14 protein-coding genes are annotated in these 18,943 nt (G+C 58.3%); 1 reads left to right on the top strand and 13 read right to left on the bottom strand.

The features are described from left to right. Position 1 precedes the first annotated feature (1 nt). The 6 genes from ACFFT4_RS16080 to ACFFT4_RS16055 form a co-directional block, all read right to left on the bottom strand. Positions 2-1,600, bottom strand: a complete 1,599-nt coding sequence (locus ACFFT4_RS16080; protein ID WP_378049292.1) for a response regulator transcription factor — start codon at positions 1,598-1,600, stop codon at positions 2-4. Beyond that, positions 1,593-3,428 carry a sensor histidine kinase gene (locus ACFFT4_RS16075; protein ID WP_378049290.1) on the bottom strand — a complete coding sequence of 612 codons (1,836 nt, stop codon included), beginning with the start codon at positions 3,426-3,428 and terminating at the stop codon, positions 1,593-1,595. The genes ACFFT4_RS16080 and ACFFT4_RS16075 overlap by 8 nt, the downstream gene beginning before the upstream one ends. Before the next feature lie 93 nt (positions 3,429-3,521). After that, the gene (locus tag ACFFT4_RS16070) at positions 3,522-4,946 is read right to left on the bottom strand and encodes an ABC transporter substrate-binding protein (RefSeq protein WP_378049288.1); all 1,425 of its coding nucleotides are present in this window, start codon (positions 4,944-4,946) and stop codon (positions 3,522-3,524) included. A 162-nt stretch (positions 4,947-5,108) separates the two neighbouring features. Then, on the bottom strand, positions 5,109-5,948 hold the full coding sequence (locus ACFFT4_RS16065) for a carbohydrate ABC transporter permease (RefSeq protein WP_378049286.1): 840 nt from the start codon (positions 5,946-5,948) through the stop codon (positions 5,109-5,111). A 16-nt stretch (positions 5,949-5,964) separates the two neighbouring features. Next, positions 5,965-6,900, bottom strand: a complete 936-nt coding sequence (locus tag ACFFT4_RS16060) for a carbohydrate ABC transporter permease (protein WP_378049284.1) — start codon at positions 6,898-6,900, stop codon at positions 5,965-5,967. Positions 6,901-7,062: 162 nt separating this feature from the next. Beyond that, positions 7,063-8,079, bottom strand: coding sequence for an HD-GYP domain-containing protein (locus ACFFT4_RS16055; protein ID WP_378049281.1), 1,017 nt, complete (start codon positions 8,077-8,079; stop codon positions 7,063-7,065). Positions 8,080-8,219: 140 nt separating this feature from the next. Between ACFFT4_RS16055 and ACFFT4_RS16050 the strand changes: the two genes are divergently transcribed. Continuing rightward, a complete protein-coding gene (locus ACFFT4_RS16050) occupies positions 8,220-9,323 on the top strand; it encodes a metallophosphoesterase (RefSeq protein WP_378049279.1) in 1,104 nt (367 codons plus the stop codon). A gap of 103 nt (positions 9,324-9,426) precedes the next feature. Here ACFFT4_RS16050 and ACFFT4_RS16045 read toward each other — a convergent pair whose 3' ends face one another. The 7 genes from ACFFT4_RS16045 to ACFFT4_RS16015 form a co-directional block, all read right to left on the bottom strand. Beyond that, complete coding sequence (locus ACFFT4_RS16045) at positions 9,427-10,593, bottom strand: Uma2 family endonuclease (RefSeq protein WP_378049277.1); 1,167 nt, start codon at positions 10,591-10,593, stop codon at positions 9,427-9,429. A 50-nt stretch (positions 10,594-10,643) separates the two neighbouring features. Continuing rightward, positions 10,644-11,246, bottom strand: a complete 603-nt coding sequence (locus ACFFT4_RS16040; protein WP_378049275.1) for a Uma2 family endonuclease — start codon at positions 11,244-11,246, stop codon at positions 10,644-10,646. A 128-nt stretch (positions 11,247-11,374) separates the two neighbouring features. Then, complete coding sequence (locus ACFFT4_RS16035; protein ID WP_378049273.1) at positions 11,375-13,159, bottom strand: glycoside hydrolase family 2 protein; 1,785 nt, start codon at positions 13,157-13,159, stop codon at positions 11,375-11,377. Between the two features lie 46 nt (positions 13,160-13,205). Further along, on the bottom strand, positions 13,206-15,641 hold the full coding sequence (locus tag ACFFT4_RS16030) for a family 43 glycosylhydrolase (RefSeq protein WP_378049271.1): 2,436 nt from the start codon (positions 15,639-15,641) through the stop codon (positions 13,206-13,208). Positions 15,642-15,704: 63 nt separating this feature from the next. Beyond that, complete coding sequence (locus tag ACFFT4_RS16025) at positions 15,705-16,541, bottom strand: carbohydrate ABC transporter permease (RefSeq protein WP_378049270.1); 837 nt, start codon at positions 16,539-16,541, stop codon at positions 15,705-15,707. Positions 16,542-16,553: 12 nt separating this feature from the next. Beyond that, positions 16,554-17,447: a carbohydrate ABC transporter permease gene (locus ACFFT4_RS16020; RefSeq protein WP_378049268.1), complete on the bottom strand. Its 894-nt coding sequence runs from the start codon at positions 17,445-17,447 to the stop codon at positions 16,554-16,556. Positions 17,448-17,531: 84 nt separating this feature from the next. Beyond that, complete coding sequence (locus ACFFT4_RS16015; RefSeq protein WP_378049266.1) at positions 17,532-18,914, bottom strand: ABC transporter substrate-binding protein; 1,383 nt, start codon at positions 18,912-18,914, stop codon at positions 17,532-17,534. Positions 18,915-18,943: the final 29 nt, after the last annotated feature.

Here is an 18,943-nt window from a genome sequence, read left to right as displayed (position 1 = left end):
TTTATTTACGGTATTCCATAGGCGTTACGCCCGCATGAGCCTTAAACGTCTTAATGAAATAGCTTTGATTGTCGTAGCCCAGCAGCTCGGAGATTTCGCCGACCGTATGGGAGGTCTGGTCCAGCAGCTCCTTGGCCCGGTCCATCTTCATCCGCGTTACGTATTCGATAAACGTCTCGCCCGTCACCTTCTTGAACATCCGGCTGAAATAGCTGGCGTTCAGGTGCAGGCTGTCGGCGACCTCGTCCAGGGAGACGCGGCGGTGGAGATTAAACGACACATACTTGCACGCCTCCTTCACCTCCGGCCGCTTGTTGATCGACGCCGCGCGATCTCCTTCCTCCGAAGCCGCGAGCTGGCCGCCCAGCCATTCGCGAAGCTCGCGAACCGAATCGATCGCCGAGATTTCCTTGTGCAGCGTATCCGCGGAATAGCCCGACCGGACGTACTGGAGCGTCCGCAGCTTCAGCTTCAAATCCAGCAGCAGCTTCAGCACCCAATCCTTTACCGCGGCCGGCGGATACCGCTTGCGGACGATCCGTTCGATCCAGGCGTCCGCCAGACGGCCGGCGTCGGCGTGCCTGCCGTCGATCAGCGCTTCCCTCAGCTCCGAATTGGCGGCATCGTAGTGGACGAACAAGTCTTCTTCGCACAGCTCCTCCGTTTTCTGCTTCGTTACGGCGCCGGAATCCAGATAGAACCTCTGATCCTCGTCCGCGACCAGCTCCTGCAAATTCCGCTTCAGCCCTCTCGTCGAGTCGTTTGCCGTGCCGAGCACGAACGACATGCGGATTTTAAGCGCATCCCAGACGGCCTTCTGTACGGTTCGGCACAGCTCCGCCGCCCGGTCGTACGCGTTGGTCTTCAGGCTTGGCTTGTACGAGAACAGCAGCAAATGCTTCCTTTCGCTGTAAGCGACATGCAGCGTCCGCAGCTCCGGCTCGGCCAGCACCTCGGCTATGACGTTGGCGACGGCGAACCGGAGCGTCTGCTCCGAGGCGAAGCGCTGCTTCGCGCGGGCATAGTCCTCGACGTAACCAATCGCGGGAAGGCACCGCATCTCCTCCGTGAACAGACCGAAGCCGTTCGCCTCCTTCATCCACTCGTCCGCCGACAGCAGCGGCTGGTGAATGAAGTTTTTGAACGCCTGCTCCTTGCGCAGCTCCCTGGCGTCGTTCGCCAGCGCGTGCAGCCGCAGCCGCTCCCCGCTCGTCTGCCGGTCCGCGTCCAGGTCCTCCTTGAAGCGCTCCAGCATCGGAACGAGATCGCCGGGCTGCAGCGTCTCCTTCAGCAAATATTCCTGCACGCTAAGCCGCATCGCCTGTTGGGCGTAAGCAAACTCGTTATGGCACGAGAGAATAACGATCCGGGTGTCCGGCTTCCGCTCCTTGATCTTGGCGCACAGCTCGAGCCCGTTCATCTTGGGCATCCCGATATCGGTAATAAGCACGTCCGGCATTTCCGACTGCGCGTGATCCCAGGCGACCAAGCCGTTCTCGAACGCTCCGATCAGGCGATAGCCCCGCTCCTCCCAATCGATCGACTCCGACAGCAGCTCCAGAACGGGATAATCGTCGTCCACCAGCATGACGTTATACATGGGCCTCCATCCTCTCTTCAGCGATCGTCACCCGGATCTGCGTTCCGGCATCCTTGCGGCTCTCCACCGCGATAGAGAACCGGCCTCCGCACAGCATCGTCATTCTCTCGACCACGTTCGTCAAGCCCATTCCCGAGAAAGCCGTCCCGGAGCCGATTCCCGGGGCAGCGGCTGCCGTCCGCCGCTCTCCTTGGGCGTGCATGGCCCGCTGCAGCTTGCGATTCAGCGCCGCGACGGCTGCTTCGTCCATGCCTACGCCGTTGTCCTCCACTGAGAGATGAAGCGCGCCGGCGCTCATCTCCGCGCGAATGCGAATCAACCCCGCCTTCTGATTAAAGCCGTGAATCAGCGCGTTCTCCACAATGGGCTGGAGGAAAAAGCGCGGCACGCGCACGAGCATCGTCTCGGAAGCAATGTCCAGCGACAGCTCGACCTTCTCCTTCTGGCGCAAATTCATCAGCTCCACATAGTGCGCGAGCAGCTCCAATTCCTCGTGCAGGCTGATTTCGTCCGCTTCGCTGTTGATCGTCATGCGCAGCAGCGTCGAGAGCGAGCCGATCATCTTCGCGCTGTCCGCGTCCCCGCCGCGCATCACCTTCATGCGAATGGAATTCAGGACGTTAAACAGAAAATGCGGATGAATCTGCGCCTGAAGCATCTTCAGCTCCGCCCTGCGCTTGCGCGCCTGCGTGTCGGAAACCTCCGCGATCATCTCCTGAACCCGGTCCAGCATCTGATCGAACAGGAAGCCGAGACGGCCGATCTCGTCCGTCCCCCTAACCCCCGATCTGACGCTCAGATTGCCCCTCTGCACGCTCGAGGTCGTGCGGCCAAGCTGCACGAGCGGTTTCGTAAAAGCGCGGAGCAGCACAAGCAGAATAAGCAAAAACACCGCCAAGGAAGAAATCTGCACGACGAATATCTGGTTGAAAATCGAGCTGATATCGACGATCGCTTCGCTGTAGCGCTGCTTGGACACGAGCTTCCAATCGTTGAACGAGAATGGCTTCTCCGTGATCAAATACCTCTCCCCGTCTATCGTCTTGATCGAGGTGTGCAGACGCCCCGCGGACGCGCCGACGTCGGCGAACGTCGAACCGATCCGCGACGTATCGCCGCTGGACAGAATCCGGTCGTTCTCGTCCAGCAGCATCATCTCCTGATCGGAGCTCAGCTTCTCGAACAGGCGTCTTACCTGCTTCTCCATAACGGTAACGACGACGTACCCGTAGATGCGCGAGTCGTCCCGCCGCAGCGTGCGGGCAAGCGACAGCTGATACGGACTCTCCTCCGACATATAGGCGAACACGGTCGGACTCGCGCCGATCCAGTGCGAGCTCGGCCACTTCAAGCCGTCCAACCGCTCGAACCACGGCTCCTCCATCAGCAGCAGCGGGTTATAATCGCTTGTGGAATAATTCGTGAACGCCGTACCGTCCGTCAGCAGCACCGTAATGTAGCTTTTATCGCTGACGGTCAGGCTGTCGAGCTGCTCGAGAATTTTTTTCCGGTCGGTAAAATTCAAATAAGCGTCGCGGCTCTCGATATTGCCGGAGACGACCAGCTTGAAATAGCTCGTCATGTCCGCGTTCGTCTGAATATAGTTCGCCATGTTCAGCATGCTGACGAGCAGGTTCGATACCGAGCTCTCCGCCAGCAGCAGGGAATCCTGGGCGTTGGATACCGCTTGGCGCTGCACGGCGTCCTTGGTCAGGGTGGTGTAAATGAACTGCGCCAGCACGGCGGGAATCAGAATGCAAGCGATTGCGGCGATCATCAGCTTGTGCCGGATCGACCGCAACCCCAATCGCTTGTTCATCCGCAGCATGCAAGCTCCCCCCGTCCGTGTGCGCAATACTTTCTGAATCGTTAACAAAGGGGGACAGCGACTCGGCTGTCCCCGCAACATCAGTATAGCACGTTACTTTTTGTTCGCTTCGATAATTTGCTGCGTTCGCTCCTGGCTGTTTTTCACCGTGGCGTCAACGTCCTGCTGTCCGAGAATAAGCTTCTCGTATTCCTCGTTGACGGCTCTGTATACCTCGGCTTGATAGGAAGCGGCCGGAATCATTTCCGAAGCCTTCGACACCAGCAGCGTCTGGATCAGCGAGTCTTTGTCCACCAACTCGGGGCTCGTCGTGCCCGCCAGAATCGAATCGATGATCGGCGTCAGTTGATCGTTGGACACCTTGCTCCAGGACGGTACGTTTTTCGCCTGCACCAGCTGCCCTTCCGTCGTGTACCAGCGGACGAACTTGTAGGCTTCCTCCTTGTTTTTGGAGATCGAGGAGACCGCCGTGTAATCCGTCGTGACCGGAGCGTAGCCGACCGGGTCGCCGGCATTGTTTTTCGGGAACGGCGCGACCGCGACATGGAACGTTAACGGCAGCGTCTCGGTGCCGCCGATCTCCGTATTCATCCAGCTTCCGATCGTCAGCATGCTGGCGGATTGGTTAAAGAATTGATTCCGGTACGCCAGCTTCTGGGAAATAATGTCCGTATAAGGAACGGAGGATTGGTCTTCCTTCTCCATCTTCATGCGCAGCTCCAGCGTCGCCTTGAAGTTCGGATCGTCCAGGTTGGAGGAGCCGTCGGCCTTCAGGAAGTCGGAATTGGTCGGCTGATTCATCATTTTCAACTTGAGGAACTCCATCCAGCCTCCGCCCTGCGGCCCGTGGAAATAAGTGCCGTAACGCTTCGTATTGCCCTCGCCTTGCGTGAGCCGCTTCGCGTAATCCGCATATTCCTCCCACGTCCAATCGGTCGGCACGGCCAGCCCCGCTTCGTCGAGGTGGTCCTTGTTCAGCATGACGTACCACGGATTGAATTTGCCCGGCAGCGCATACACTTTGCCGTTTAGCGTCGTATCGACCTTGTACTCCTCCGCCACCTTGTACCCGCCGTCCTGGGCGATGAAGTCGTCCAGCGGCTCCGCCATGCCGAGCGATACCCGCTGCGCGTAGCCGGCAGGATCGCTGAACATCAGCACGTCGATCTCTTCCTTGGAGGCGAACGCCAGATCCAGCTTCTTCATCGCCTCCTGCGTGTCGCCTTTGTCGCTCAGCACGACGGCCTCGACCTTGACGCCCGGATTCGCGTCCTCGTAAGCCTTCAGCGTCTGCGACCAGTTGTACGTCAACTCCGGCCCGAACGTGTACAGCCGCAGATGGACGTTTTTGGCCGGCTCCGACGCCGGCGCGGAAGCCGGGGCCGATTCGCTCGGACTCGAGCTTGGACTCGGACTTGCGCTCGACGCGCCGTTATTGTTATTGCCGCCGCAGCCCGCAAGCAAGCCTGCAAGCATTGCGCCGGCTGCCATACCGTACAGCCATTTCCGCTTTCTCATCGTGACACCCTCCTATTGGATAAATAATCTGGTGTTGACAATCCACATTATAAAGGCGTCTTTCCCGGCGCTAATGTAACTATATTTACCTATAATGCAATATTTTTGATTACATGAATCGAACCTGCGAAGCGGAAGCCCCTTGCATTCCGAAAGGGAGCGTTACCCTTTCACTCCGCCCAAGGCGATACCCTCGATCACGCTCTTCTGCCCGATGACGAATACGATCAGAAGCGGCAGGATGGCCGAGACGGCGCCCGCCATAATGAGCGAGTAGAACTCGCCGCTCATCGACGTGAACTTCTGCATCGCCAGCGGAATCGTGTACAAGCCGTCCGTACGCAGGAAAATGAGCGGGTTCTGATAGTCGTTCCACGTCCAGATGAAGCGCAAGATCGCGTAGGTGGCGACCGCCGGCTTCACGAGCGGGAATGCGATCGACCGGAACGTTCGCAGATGCCCGGCTCCGTCGATTTTCGCCGATTCGATGTACTCCTGATTCACTCCCATGAAGAACTGCCGCAGCATAAACGTGCCGAGCACGCTGAAGCTGCTGAGCAGAATAAGGCCGAAGTGGCTGTCGAACAGCCCGATGTTGCGATACAGAATAAACTGCGGGACGAGAATCGCCTGGCTGGGAACCATGTAGGTGGCCAGCACGATCAGGAACAGCCACTTGCCCGCCTTGAACCGCACCTTGGAGAAGCCGTAGGCCGCAAGGCTGGAGACCGTACAGGAGACGAGCACCGTAATGACGCTGACTTTGATCGAATTCCAGTAATACATATAGAAAGGATAACGCCCGAACCATACCTCCTTGTAATTGGCGATCGCGTTCCACTGCTTCGGAATCCATTCGATCGGGTAGACGAATACGTCCTTCTCCAGCTTGAAGGAGGTCGTCAGCATCCAGAGGAACGGCAGCAAAAACACCAGGCTTATCGCGAACAGAACGGCGGTAACGACGGCTTTGCGCCAGTCCAATCGATATACGGTTGCCATGACTTGCTCCTTCCGATCAGTAGTTGACCCATTTTTTCTGCGCGATCCACTGTCCCGCCGTAATCAGGATGACGAACAGGAACAGCACGACGGAGACGGACGAAGCGTATCCGATCTTCAAATTGTTGAACGCCTGGTCATACAGGTACCAGACCATCAGACTCGTCGAGCCGATCGGCCCTCCCTGCGTCATGACCGCGATAATATCGAACACTTTAAAGGAAGAAATAACGCCGGTAACGAGCAGGAAAAAAGAAGTCGGAGACAGCAGCGGGAACGTAATCCGCGAGAATTTCACCAGGGCGCTCGCTCCGTCGATATCCGCCGCCTCGTACAAATCCCTGGGAATCGACTGCAGACCGGCAATATAAATAATCAGATTGAAACCGATCGAGATCCATACCGTAATCATCATGATGGAGTACAGCGCGAACTTCGGGTCGGCGATCCATTTCGGCGGATTGGCAAAGCCGAGCGCGTGCAGCGTCTCGTTGATCGGACCGTACGAAGGATGGAACAGCACCTGCCAGACGACCGCGACCGCCACGATGTTGGAAATATAGGGCATGAAGTAAGCGACCTTGAAGAAGCCCTTCCAATAGACGTATCGGTCGATCAGAACCGCCAGCACCATCGAGATCAGCATATAGACGGGCACCGCGAGCAGAAACAGGAAGTTGTTGCGGATCGAACGGATAAAAGCCGGGTCGTCCCACAGCTTGCGGAAGTTCTCAAAGCCGATCCACTCGATGCCGTCCCAGCCCTGCACGAAGTTCCAATCCGCCAGGCTGAGCGCGAGCGCCGCCACAATCGGCAGCAGGACGAGCACGGTCACTCCGATCAGCATCGGACTTACGAACAGAAATCCGGCCAGCGTCTCGCCGGCGGATAACGACAAGCGGCGGCGGGCGGCGGACTTGACGGCGGCGGGAGCCGCGGCGGGTTGAGTCATGTTGAACACCTCGACTTTGGAAATCTGGATACAGCTTAACCGGCGGCTGTACGTTTTCGTTCCCTGTCATTATATAAAAAAAATACCGTCCTCCTTTGACGGTATTTTGATCTCGTACGCGATTTATTTGACTTTCTGCCAGGGCGTGCATGCATACACGCCCTAGACCAGGGCGACTTCGCGAATTTGCACGGTCCGCTCTTTGGACAGGTCGATAAACTGTTCGCCGGCTTTCACAAGAGGGGCTTCCATATTGTGAGGATTCAAATAGACGACTTCCGCCGCTCGGCCGTCCGTCAGCACGACCTGCCTTCCGAGCAGCTTCTTCATCAGGTTGTCCAGGAACAGGGACACGATCTCCGGATTCAGCTCGCCGAACTTGCCTTGCCGCATCTGGCCGACGATTTCGTGGAACGGCGTGGCTTCGCGGTACGGACGTTTCGAGGACATCGCGTGAAAAATATCGGCGACCGCCACGATCGCGCTGAGCGGGTCGATCTGCCCCTTCTGCAATCCGTGCGGATACCCCCGGCCGTCCTCGCGCTCATGATGCTGCAGCGCGATAAGCGCGACCCGCGGGCTGATTCCTTCGGCGTTCTTGAGCAGCTCGTACCCGTGCACGGTATGCTTCTTGACGATCTCGAACTCCTCGTCGGTAAGCGGCCCCGGTTTGTTCAGAATCGTTTCCGGAACGTTCACCTTGCCGATGTCGTGCAGCGTGGCGCCCAGCGAGAGCGTGGCCAGCTCCTCCTCGTCCAGGTTCATCCAGCCGCCGATCAGCGTCGCCAGAATGCCGACTCCGATATTATGCTCGTATGTATAATCATCCTTGGCCTTGACGATCTCGAACAGCTCGAACAAATCCGAGTTGCCGGACAGATTGCGAACGGCCGGCAAAATTTCCTCGCGAATGTCGGCAAGCGGAATGCTCGCGGAATCGGTTACGGATGCGAACAGCTCCTTGGATCTCGCCACAGCCTGCTTCAGCAGCTTGCGATTCTGCTCGCCGGTTTCCCGCCGCTCGACGACCTGCTCGAGCGAGAGCGAAAATTCGTCGACCTTATGATTCTGCAGAAGCTTAACGGATTCGTAATTCAGCACCGTCTGGGCCGGGATAATCGTCACGCCATAATGGTTGATTACGTCGACTAGCACTTTTCGTCCGATTAGATGCTCCATGTATACGCTCCCATTTGTCAATTCTTAGGAAGTATCATACCATAGATTCGTCTGGAAATAGGAGAAAAAAGTTGGTTAATTTCTCATTTTTCGCGTTATTGTGATAAAATTCTCGTGAATTCTACATGAAGGAGCAGCTTATGTTTATTTTGATCGGACTGTTATTCCTGGCTCTGTACGGCGTTCTCGTCTTCTATATCGGCTGGAGCGGCTGGAAATGGATGAAGCCGGCGGTTTCCGCCCGCTTCAAATGGCTGTACGCCGCCGCGCTTGTCTTCCTGGCCTCGTCGTTTTTCCTTGGCCGTCTTGTCGGCAGCGTTCCCGTCTTTAGCCTATTGGGCTCTTACTGGCTCGCCGCGTTTTCCCTGCTGCTTATGCTGCTGCCCATCGTCCACCTCGGCCTGTGGCTGCTCCGCTTGACGAGTCTGCCCCGGCATCGCGCGCAGAAATGGGCAGGCGCCATCACCCTTCTTGCGCTTGTGTCTCTACTCTCCTACGGCTCCTTTAACGCGTACAGTCCGGTTGTCCGCGGCTACGAGATCCGCATCGACAAGCAGGCGGGCGGGCTCCGGGAACTGAACGTCGTCATGGCGGCGGACATGCACTTCGGCCTGCTCTCCGGCAAATCTCACGCCAAGCGCATGGTGGAGGAGATCAACGCGCTGAAGCCCGATCTCGTGCTGTATCCGGGCGACATTATCGACGATGATCTCGACGCCTATCTGGACAAGGGCATCGGCGACATTCTTACGGGGGTGCAAGCGACTTACGGCGTGTACGCCTCGCTCGGCAATCACGACAAGTACAAGGGCCGGATGGAGGAGCTCATTGCCGCTCTCGAACAAGGCGGCATGGACGTTCTGTACGACGAGGCCGTCTCTATCGAAGGCTTGACGCTGATCGGCCGCAAGGACAAGACGGAGAACGACCGGGCCGCGCTGGAGGCGCTGATGGCCGGCATTCCGCGCGAACGCCCGATCCTGCTCATGGATCACCAGCCTTACGGGCTCGATATCGCCGCCGGGAACGGAGTCGACTTGATGGTCTCCGGGCACACGCACCGCGGACAGATCGCTCCGGCGCACCTGATTACGAGAGCGCTGTACGAGAACGATTGGGGCCATGTGGAGAAGGGCGCCTTCCATTCCATCGTCACTTCCGGCTACGGCTTCTGGGGGCCTCCGATTCGGTTAGGAAGTCGTTCGGAGATCGTGCAGATCCATATTTCCTTCGCTGATGGCTAACCGCTGATCCAACGCCCGGTGTGACGAAGCTGCAGCCCGGCCGGGTCAGCTTTCATGCGGTCTCTCGTTTCAAATCGCTCTAGGGCGTGTAGGCATACACGCCCTAGGATGTCATTTCGTTCTCCGGCGGGAAGATTTCGCTCAGCTTTAAGCCGAGGCAGGGCACGGTCGGCGAGGTCAGCGTCTGCTCTTCGGTCAGCGTCGCCACCGCCGCGTACTTTCCATCCACAAGCACAAACTGTTCCACAAGTCGATAGACAAGGTCGACTATCCAATACTCGCGCACGCCGAACTTCTCATAGCCGCTCTTCTTGATCGTCTTGTCCCGGCGTCCCGTACTTGCAGATAAAATCTCTACAACCAGATCGGGCGCGCCATAAATGTACCCGTCCCGGATAATGCCGCGATTTGCGTTGGAGATGTAGATCAAATCCGGCTGAAAAATATTGTCTTCGTCAAAATGGACATCGAGAGGCGCGAACAGTACCTCCCCCTCCTTCGCACAATCCTGGTGAAAAGCGAGAATCAAGTCCCTCAGCACCTGTTGATGCGCATATATCGGCGACGAAAGAAAATCATACCGCACCCCTTCAATCATTTCGTATCTCTCGTCGATCAGGTAATTTTCCGGAGTCTCCTTGACTTTCCCCTGCTTGTCCTTGGCTTCGCTTTCTTTGTTCCCGTCGTCCTCCCATAAGATGTCGCTCAATTTCAAGCTGAGGCAGGGCACGGTCGGCGAGGTCAGCGTCTGCTCTTCGGTCAGCGTCGCCACCGCCGCGTACTTTCCATCCACAAGCACAAACTGTTCCACAAGTCGATAGACAAGGTCGACTATCCAATACTCGCGCACGCCGAACTTCTCATAGCCGCTCTTCTTGATCGTCCTATCCCGGCGTCCCGTACTTGCAGATAAAATCTCTACAACCAGATCGGGCGCGCCATAAATGTACCCGTCCCGCATAATACCGCGATTCGCATTGGAGATGTAAATCAAGTCCGGCTGAAAAATGTTATCCTCGTCAAAATGAACGTCAAGCGGCGCGAACAGCACTTTCCCTTCCGCCAGGCAGTCGTTGCGAAAAGCGGTATACAACTCCCCCAGCACCTGTTGATGCGCATATACCGGGGACGAAAGAAAATCATACCGCACCCCTTCAATCATTTCGTATCTCTCGTCGATCAGGTAATTTTCCGGAGTCTCTTTGACTTTCTGCCCCGCTTCTCTCCGATTGTTCATCTCCGGGCAGCCTTCATCCCGCTTGTCCTTCATTTTCTTGCCTCCTTTTTAACAGATTCCCGGCTCGCCGCCCCACCAGACTTTCAATTTAAAGCCAGCAGCCTCCGAACCAGCTCGTCCTTGAACAGCTCGCCGACCGGGAACGAAACGCAGGGCAGCTTGTCCGACGATATGCGATCGTCATTCTCGCACAATTCGCGCAGCTCATATTGCAGCTCGCCGTTCAGTTCGAATCGTTCCAGCGTCTGCGCCGCCGGATCGATGATCCAATATTCGGGCACGCCGTGCTTCGCATAGATGTTCAGCTTGCGCTCGCGGTCTCTCTTGTGCAACCACGGGGAGAGCACCTCGACGACAAGATCGGGCGCCCCCTCCACTCCGCGCATCGTCACAATGTCGGCGCGGCTGCGATGGACCATAATCAAGTCCGGCTGAACGACGTTCGTTCGGCTCAGAATAACGTCCAGCGGAGCTATTAAAATAAAGTATTCCGAAGCACAGCCCTGCACGTGAAGATGCAGGGCCGAGCCGATAACCTGATGAACGGTGGACGGCGCCGGAGACATCAGCTCCAGCTCTCCTTCAAGCACCTCGTAACGCTGCCCGTCATCTGGCATTTCCGCATAAGCCTCGTAGGTGACCGGATGTTCCATAATGCGATCCTTATTCGTTTTTTTCCTCGCCATCGGCTTCTCCCCTCGCTCGAAATAAAAACACCCCGACAAAGCAACACGTCCCGTGTCCGGCTTTGGCGAGGTGCTTCCTCGTTCCGTTATCTTATATTTCCAATTATGCCATTCCGGGCAGAATCCTGTCAACGCTTGTCGGATTCGTTGGGCAACGACACGCCGAAATCCCCTTCGTTCAGCCGCTTGATCAAGTCCGGCGGCAGCTTCGGCTCCCGCTCGAACGTCAGCAGGCCGTTGATCTCCTGCTCGATGTCCGTCAGCTGCGTATAGCAGTAGCCCTGTATCGCCTGCGACCCGGCGACCGGCTCCATGACGTCGATCAGCCGCCGCAGGAAATCCGTCTCGTCGGCCGCGGCGGAATAGCCCCAGCCGGCGAAGTCGCCCTTGCGGAAGGAGATTCCCCCGAACTCGGACAGATGCACCGGCTCGCCTTCGTACGCATAGCCGGGCACGTAAATCCAGCGGTTCTGCGCGAGGCTGTTCACCGCCGATTCGGCCGTGGCGTACCGCTCGCCAAGCACCTCCCGGCGATGCTCGTAGTCGTGAACCGTCGCGAGATCGGACTTCGTATGCTCCCATCCGTCGTTGGACAGCACGAGCCGGGTCTCATCCAGCGACTTCGTCAAATAATACATCGCCAGCGTGTGCTGCTGCTGCCTTTTATCCACAAGTACGTTCGGCACGCCCCAGCTCTCGTTGATCGGCACCCATACGACGATGCACGGGTGATTGTAATCGCGCAGCACCGCTTCCTGCCATTCCCGCGTCACTCTCTGCACGTATGTCTCGGAAAACTGGTAAGCGTTGGCCATCTCGCCCCAGACGAGCAGCCCGAGCTTGTCGCACCAATACAGGTAGCGCGGATCTTCGACCTTCTGGTGCTTGCGCGCGCCGTTAAAACCCATCGCCTTCGTCAGCTCGACGTCCCTGCGCAGCGCTTCTCCGGAAGGGGCCGTAAGCAGGCCGCCCGGAAAATACCCCTGATCGAGCACCAGCTTCATATAATAAGGCCGATTGTTCAGGCACACCTTGCCGCCCTCGACCGAAATTTTCCGCATGCCGAAATAGCTGCTCGCCTCGTCGACGACCTCCTCCCCGTCCAGAAGCTCGAAGACGATGTCGTACAGGTGCGGCTTCTCCGGTGACCACCAGCGTCCCAGGCCGTGATCGTTGAAGTCGCGAAGACTGATCGTTCTCGTCTCTTCGGCCTCGCCCAGGACGAACCGATCCTCGGAGACGAATTCTCCCTGGAACGAGATTCGCGCCCGCAGACTCAGCCCGGACTTCCAGCCCCCCGCGCGGACGCGGATGCGCACATCGTTCCGGTCGATGTCCGGAGTGACGAACACCCGCTCCACATAAGAGCGGGATACCTCCTCCAGCCACACCGTCTGCCAGATGCCCGTCGTACGCGTATAAAATACCTGCTCGGGCTCCTCCTTCCAGAACTGTTTGCCGCGGGGAAGCGTCACGTCGCGGCTGTAATCCTGCGCTCGGACGACGAGTTCGTTCTCGCCGGACCGGGCGGCCGCCGTAATATCGGCCGTGAACGGCGTATGCCCGCCTTCATGGGCCGCGACCAGCGCGCCGTTCACCCATACCGACGCCGCGTAATCGACCGCGCCGAAATGCAGCAACAGCCGGCGGTTCTCCTTCCGGCCGTTCAGCTCGAAGGTCCGGCGATACCACACCGTGTCGTGAATCGCCTTCTCCCCGATGCCGCTCAGCTCGCTCTGATAGCAGAACGGAACCCGGATCGTCCGGGACAGCTCCTTGCCCGTATGCCAGCCTTCCCGCTCCCCCGCGCCTTCGTCGTCGTATTCGAACTGCCACGTCCCGTTCAGGTTGACCCAGCTTTTCCTTACCAGCTGGGGCCTTGGATAGTCGTTGCCGCAGGAGGGTTCCATCATTTGCTCTGCTCCTAGCCGATCGTTGCGATCGCGTGATGATTTTGCCTTATTCAGCTTGAAGGGACGCCACCGACAGATCGCCCAGCGTCAGCTTATCCGCGTAGACCGAACGGATGCCCACCCGGCCCTGCAGGAAGGCGTCGGGATCGTCGTAAGTCAGCTCGGGCTTCGCGCCGTCTCCGACATAGACGCGAATCTCGCTTCCTTCGGCCTCGATGCGCAGCTTGACCGCTTCGCCGCGCGGGAGCTTAAGCCTGACGGCCTGCAGCAGCGTCGAGTCGTAGTTGAGCCGGTACAGCATCAGCTTGCTTCCGTTCACCGAGACGAAGTAGCCCGTCAGCGCATCCTTCACCTGGTCGGGAAAATCGGACTCGTTCGTCGCCCGCAGCAGCACGCCCGCCTCCCCGAAAGGCTCGTCCCCGACCCGCACCGTCGTCTCGATGCGATAGTCGGTCCAACGCGGGCTGCCCCCGTACATTTTCGCGTCCGCGTCCGCGCTCCCGACGTAGTCCTCGCCGTCGCGGCTCCAGAAGCCGTGCACATCGTCCGCTCCGGACTGCTCCAGCAGCTTCTCCTGCCGGAACGGCTCGGCGTCGATCCGCCGGAGATCCAGCGTTGTCCACTCCAGCTTCCCGCTCTTCAGCCTGATCTGCAGCGTATGGAAGCCCTTCTCCAGCTTAACGCTGCCTGCGCGTACCTTCGCCCATGCCTCATCCCGAAGCGCCGGCGGCTTCTCCGCCGCGAAGCCGCCGGCGGACTTCCCGTCGACGAGCAGCTCCAGCGAGGCCGAATCCCCTCCGGGGCCTGCCGTAAAGTCGAGCGAGTACGTCCCGGATTCGGATACGTGTACCGCATATCGCAGCCAATCTCCCTTTTCGCCGAGCACCACGGAATAGCTTCCATCGTCCGCCTGCCGCACGTCGGTTCCGTCCGCCTTCCGCCAAGCCGGCGCCTCCGCGCGCTTGCCGACCTGGAAGCCTCGGCCTTCTCCGCTCAAGTAATGCACTGCCTCGATCGTTCCCGGAAGCGGCTTGGCCGTCTCGTAATCGCTGCTGCCGTCCGCCGCGTTGGCGAACGCCACATAGGAGAGCAGCGGCTCACCGGCCTCGCGCGCCGCGTAGCCGATGCGCCCTTCGCGCAGCTTGGCCGTCTCGGCGCCGCCGGATTCCAGCTTGAGGCCTCCGTCCACATAGACGCGAACCCGCTCCTCGTCGCGCTCGATCCTTACCGCATGCAGCTTCGTCCAGTCGGTCTCCTCGGACAAGGCGGCCTCGGCCAGCGTCTTGCGCTCCCCGTTCGCCTGTGCGAACAGCGTCATCCGCCCTCCGGCGAAGTCAAACTCGACGCCTCCATAATCGGCATCATCCTTGTAAGCGAACAAGATGTCCAAGCGAGTATCGACCCCCGCCTCCTGCCGCAGCCTGAAATTGTATTCCGCCGTATAGACGCCGCCGGTGGACACGCTGCTGACCGTTCTTCCGCCGTCAGCCGCCTTCTCCCAGCGGCCCGAATCGATCGCCTCATCCAGCCGATCCGAGAAGTCGGGCTGGCGAGGAACCGGCTGCGCGTAATGGGTCGGACCGAGCAGGTCCATCCTGTCTCCGTTGAAAACAAGCCGGTCGATGTTCATTTTCCGCACCGGCGGACCTTCCGCGGAGCGGCCGATCAGATTGTGATAGACGAGATAATAGGAATCCAGATCCGGGCCCATGACCGTCGAGCTGTGCCCCAGACCGAAGAACTCCGGATCGGTGCTGATCGCGATCGGGTTATTGGTCGGCATCGTGTAGGGGCCTAGCGGCGAATCCTTGGAGATCGCGTAATGGACGCGATAGCCTTTGCTGAACACGTGATTGCCGGTCAGCGTCATATAGTAGACGCCGCCGCGCTTGATGATCATCGAGCCTTCCGTCCAATGTCCCAGGTAAGCGCCCTCGATCGTCCGGCCCGGGTCGAACGAGGCCGGACCGTCCATCGGCACGCCGACGATGCCGCCCGTGCCCGCATGCGTGAACGTCCAGCTTCCGTCGTCGTCGATAAACACCGAGCCGTCGATGCTCATGCCGACGTTGTCGGTTATTCTCTCGAACGGCCCGGTCGGCGACTCGCTGCGGAATACGTAGTGGCCTCTCCCCGCGGGAGACGTATATAAATAGAAGTAACCGTTCCAATAAACCACTTCCGGCGCATAGGCTCCCGTCGATATCGGGTCCTCGGTAACGAGGCCCGCGTATGTCCAGTCGACCAGGTTGTCCGACACCCAGGCTTTAATGCCGACGCGGTGGTCCTTCGTGCTGACGTACAAATAGTAGCGTCCGTCGTAGCGCATTACATAGGGGTCGCCGTTGCCGTAATCCTCCCACTCCTGATCGAGCGCGGGAAACGGATTTTCGTACAAATGATCGTAGACGCTCAAATCTATCGCCTCCGGTTTGCTGGATTGCTCGCATCCTCCCAACGCCAACGCCAATGCCAATGCCAACGTCAGCGCCGCCGCCAAGCCAAGGGAGCGCAAGGCTGTCGTTTGCCGTTTTATTTTAACCACCTAACCTTTAATGCCGCTAATCGCCATCGACTCGATAAAGTAGCGCTGGCAGAAGAAGAACACCAGAATAACCGGAATCATCGCGATCACGGCGGCGGCCATAATCATCGGATAATTGGACTGGCCGATATAGAGCGCCTGCATCGAAGCGATCAGCACCTGAATCGTCTGCTTCTCCGGCGTATGCAGGTAGATGAGCGGCCCGAGAAAATCGTTCCAGATGCCCATAAAGCCGAGAGCCGCCTGAGCCGCCAGCGCGGGCTTCATCGTCGGCAGCGCGATGCTCCAGAAGATGCGGGGAAACCCGCAGCCGTCGATCTTCGCCGCTTCCAGCAGGTCGTTCGGCAGCGCGCCCTGCAAATACTGCCGCAGGAAGAAGATAACGACGATGTTGCCGAACAGCCCGGGCACAATCAGCGGCAGCAGCGTATCCACCCAATCGAGCGCGGAGAAGCCGATGTACTGCGGAATCATGACGACCGAATACGGAATCATCATCGTCCCGAGCAAGCCGAGGAACAGTACGCCTTTTAGCGGAAAATCGAACTTCCCGAACGCGTAAGCCGACATGGCGGAGACGAACATGCCGATCGACAGCACGACGGCGACGATGATAAGGCTGTTCATAAATCCGTGCAGCAGCGGCGATTGCTCCCAGACGTTCCGATAATTGTCGAACGAGATCGGATCGGGAATCCATTTGGGCGGCATATCGAAAATCATCCGTTGGTTTTTCAGCGACGTCGACAGCGTCCAGACGAACGGCGCGAGCATGAACGCGGCTCCTGCGAGCAGGATCAGGAACGCCCAGGCGTCGGCGATTTTTTGACGTTTCACGGGATTCCCCTCCTATTCCTGATAAACCCATTTTTTAGATAATTTGAACTGCAGGAGCGTCACGACGAAAATGATAACGCCGAGCACCCAGGCCGCCGCGCTCGCGTAGCCCATATTAAAATACTTGAAGGCGTGCTGGAAAATATAGAAGACGATCGTCGCGCCGCTGTATTCCGGACCCCCGTCGGTCGCCAGCACGTAGATCTGGCTGAACGTCTGGAACGCCCCGATAATCCCCATCACGATGACGAAGAAATGAATCGGCGTCAGCAACGGAACGGTAATTTTCGCGAATTTGTGCCAAGCTCCCGCTCCGTCGATCTCCGCGGCCTCGTAATACGTCGACGATACCGACTGCAGGCCGGCCAGATACAGCACCATGTTCCCGCCGAGACCGCCCCACAATCCGATGAGAATCAGCGACGGTTTGACCCAGCTCGGATCGCCGAGCCAGTTCGGGCCCTGAATGCCGAACCATTCCCACAGAAAGTTGTTCAGCAGACCGTAGTCCTGATTCAAAATCCACTGCCAGAGCAGCGAAATGGCGATAATCGGAGAGATGACGGGCAAATAATAAATCGTGCGCATGAAGGAAATGCCCTTGAATTTGCGGTTCATCAGAATCGCCAGCAGCAGCGACAGCAGCATGCCGACCGGAATGCCGATCATCAAATACACGGTGTTGAACAGCGACTTGAACACCTTCTCGTCCTTGAACAGATCGCTGTAATTGCCCAGGCCGACCCATTGCGGATCGGTCAGCATATCCCATTTCTGAAAGCTGATATAGATCGAAAACAAAATCGGGGCAAGCCCGAAAATGAGAAAGCCGAGCACCGGCGGAGCGACGAACAGATACAGCCAGGCCAGTTCCTTCCTTCGATACCCGGAGAGCTTCGAGTTCATAATGGTTCCACCTTCGCCTAGAGTCGTTGTGCCGAAAACGAGCAGAGGAGGGCGGCGGGCGATCGCCGCCGCTCCTCTCCCGGCTTACTTGTTGCCTTTGTCGTACAGCTCCTGCATCTTCGGCTTAATCTGCGCCGTGAAGTCCTTGGCCGACATTTGCCCGTTCCATACTTTGCTCGCGTCCTGCCAGAACGTATCGATCCACTGCGTATCCTTGGAGAATGCCGGAACGTCCGGACGGCCGTAATCTTGAATAATATCGAGGAATACCTGGCGGCTGGCCGGCGCCTTGTCGACCGCCTTAAACTCCCCGTTGGCCATATCGATCAGGTTCGGCACCGCCTGGCCGAGCTCGTAGTTTTCCCGCTGCCCGTTCTCGTCCAGCGACAGGAACGCGGCGAGATCGAACGCCTCCTGCGGATGCTTGGATTTCGCCGAGATCGCGAAGCCCATCGAGCCGAGCCAGGTCGCCGTCTTGCCCGTGTTCGGGCTGGCCGGCCATGCCGCGATGTCCCACTCGAACGGCAGCTCCCAGAACGCCGGCTGATCCCACGGCCCCATCGCGAACATTCCCAGCTTGCCGTCCAGAAACCGCGTGTAGGCGTTAAGCGCCTGCTCGGCTTCCTGGTTCGGACTGACGCCTTCCTTTAACGACAGATCGGCAACGAATTGCATCGCTTCGTAAAATTCCGGCTGATCGACGAGCACCGTTCCGGCGTCGTAATCGATGAACTGGCCTCCATTGCCCCATACCGCCGACTCCAGGCTATACGCGCCGACTCCGTATTGCTCCGGCTTGCCGTCTCCGTTCTCGTCGACGGTCAGCTTTTTCGCGGCTTCCAGCATATCGTTCCACGTCCATTGTCCCGCTTGCGCCGGAGGAACGGGGATATTCGCTTGATCGAACAGCGTCTTGTTATAGACGAACGCCCACGGTCCGACGTCCTTCGGAAGTCCGTACAGTTCGCCGGAGCCAACCTTGCTGCCGTCGAAGCGATAGCGGTCCAACGCCTGCTTCCAGACGTTGTCCGGATTAAACAGCGCCGTCTGATCCAGATAGGATTGGATGTTCAGCACCGTTCCGGCGGCCGCGAAGCGGTAAAACTCGGAGCCTCCGACGTAAAACACGTCCGGCGCCTTGCCCGAGCTGACGAGTGTCGTCAGTTTCTGCGAATATTCTCCGGGAGGAACCGACGTGTACTTGACGGTTACATTCGGGTATTTCTCCTCGAAAGAGGCGATCAGCTTCTCGAAAATCTTTTTCTCGTTCGGGTTGCCGTGCCCCATAAATTCGATCGTGACCGGCTCTTTGTTGTCCGGCGCCGCAGAGCTCGGCTCGCTCGCCGAGCTTTGCGGACTGGAGGACGGAGACGCCTTGTTCTCCTTGTCGTTTCCTCCGCTGCATGCGGACAGCACCAGCATCGCGGTCAATAAGACGGAGCTTACCCATTTGCTTTTACGCTTCACACAAATCCCCTCTTCTTTCGATTTATGAT

This window comes from Cohnella cellulosilytica, from assembly GCF_042431195.1.
Lineage (GTDB): Bacteria > Bacillota > Bacilli > Paenibacillales > Paenibacillaceae > Cohnella > Cohnella cellulosilytica.
Note: the sequence above shows the minus strand (reverse complement) of the source record. Positions and strands in the feature narration are given on the sequence as shown.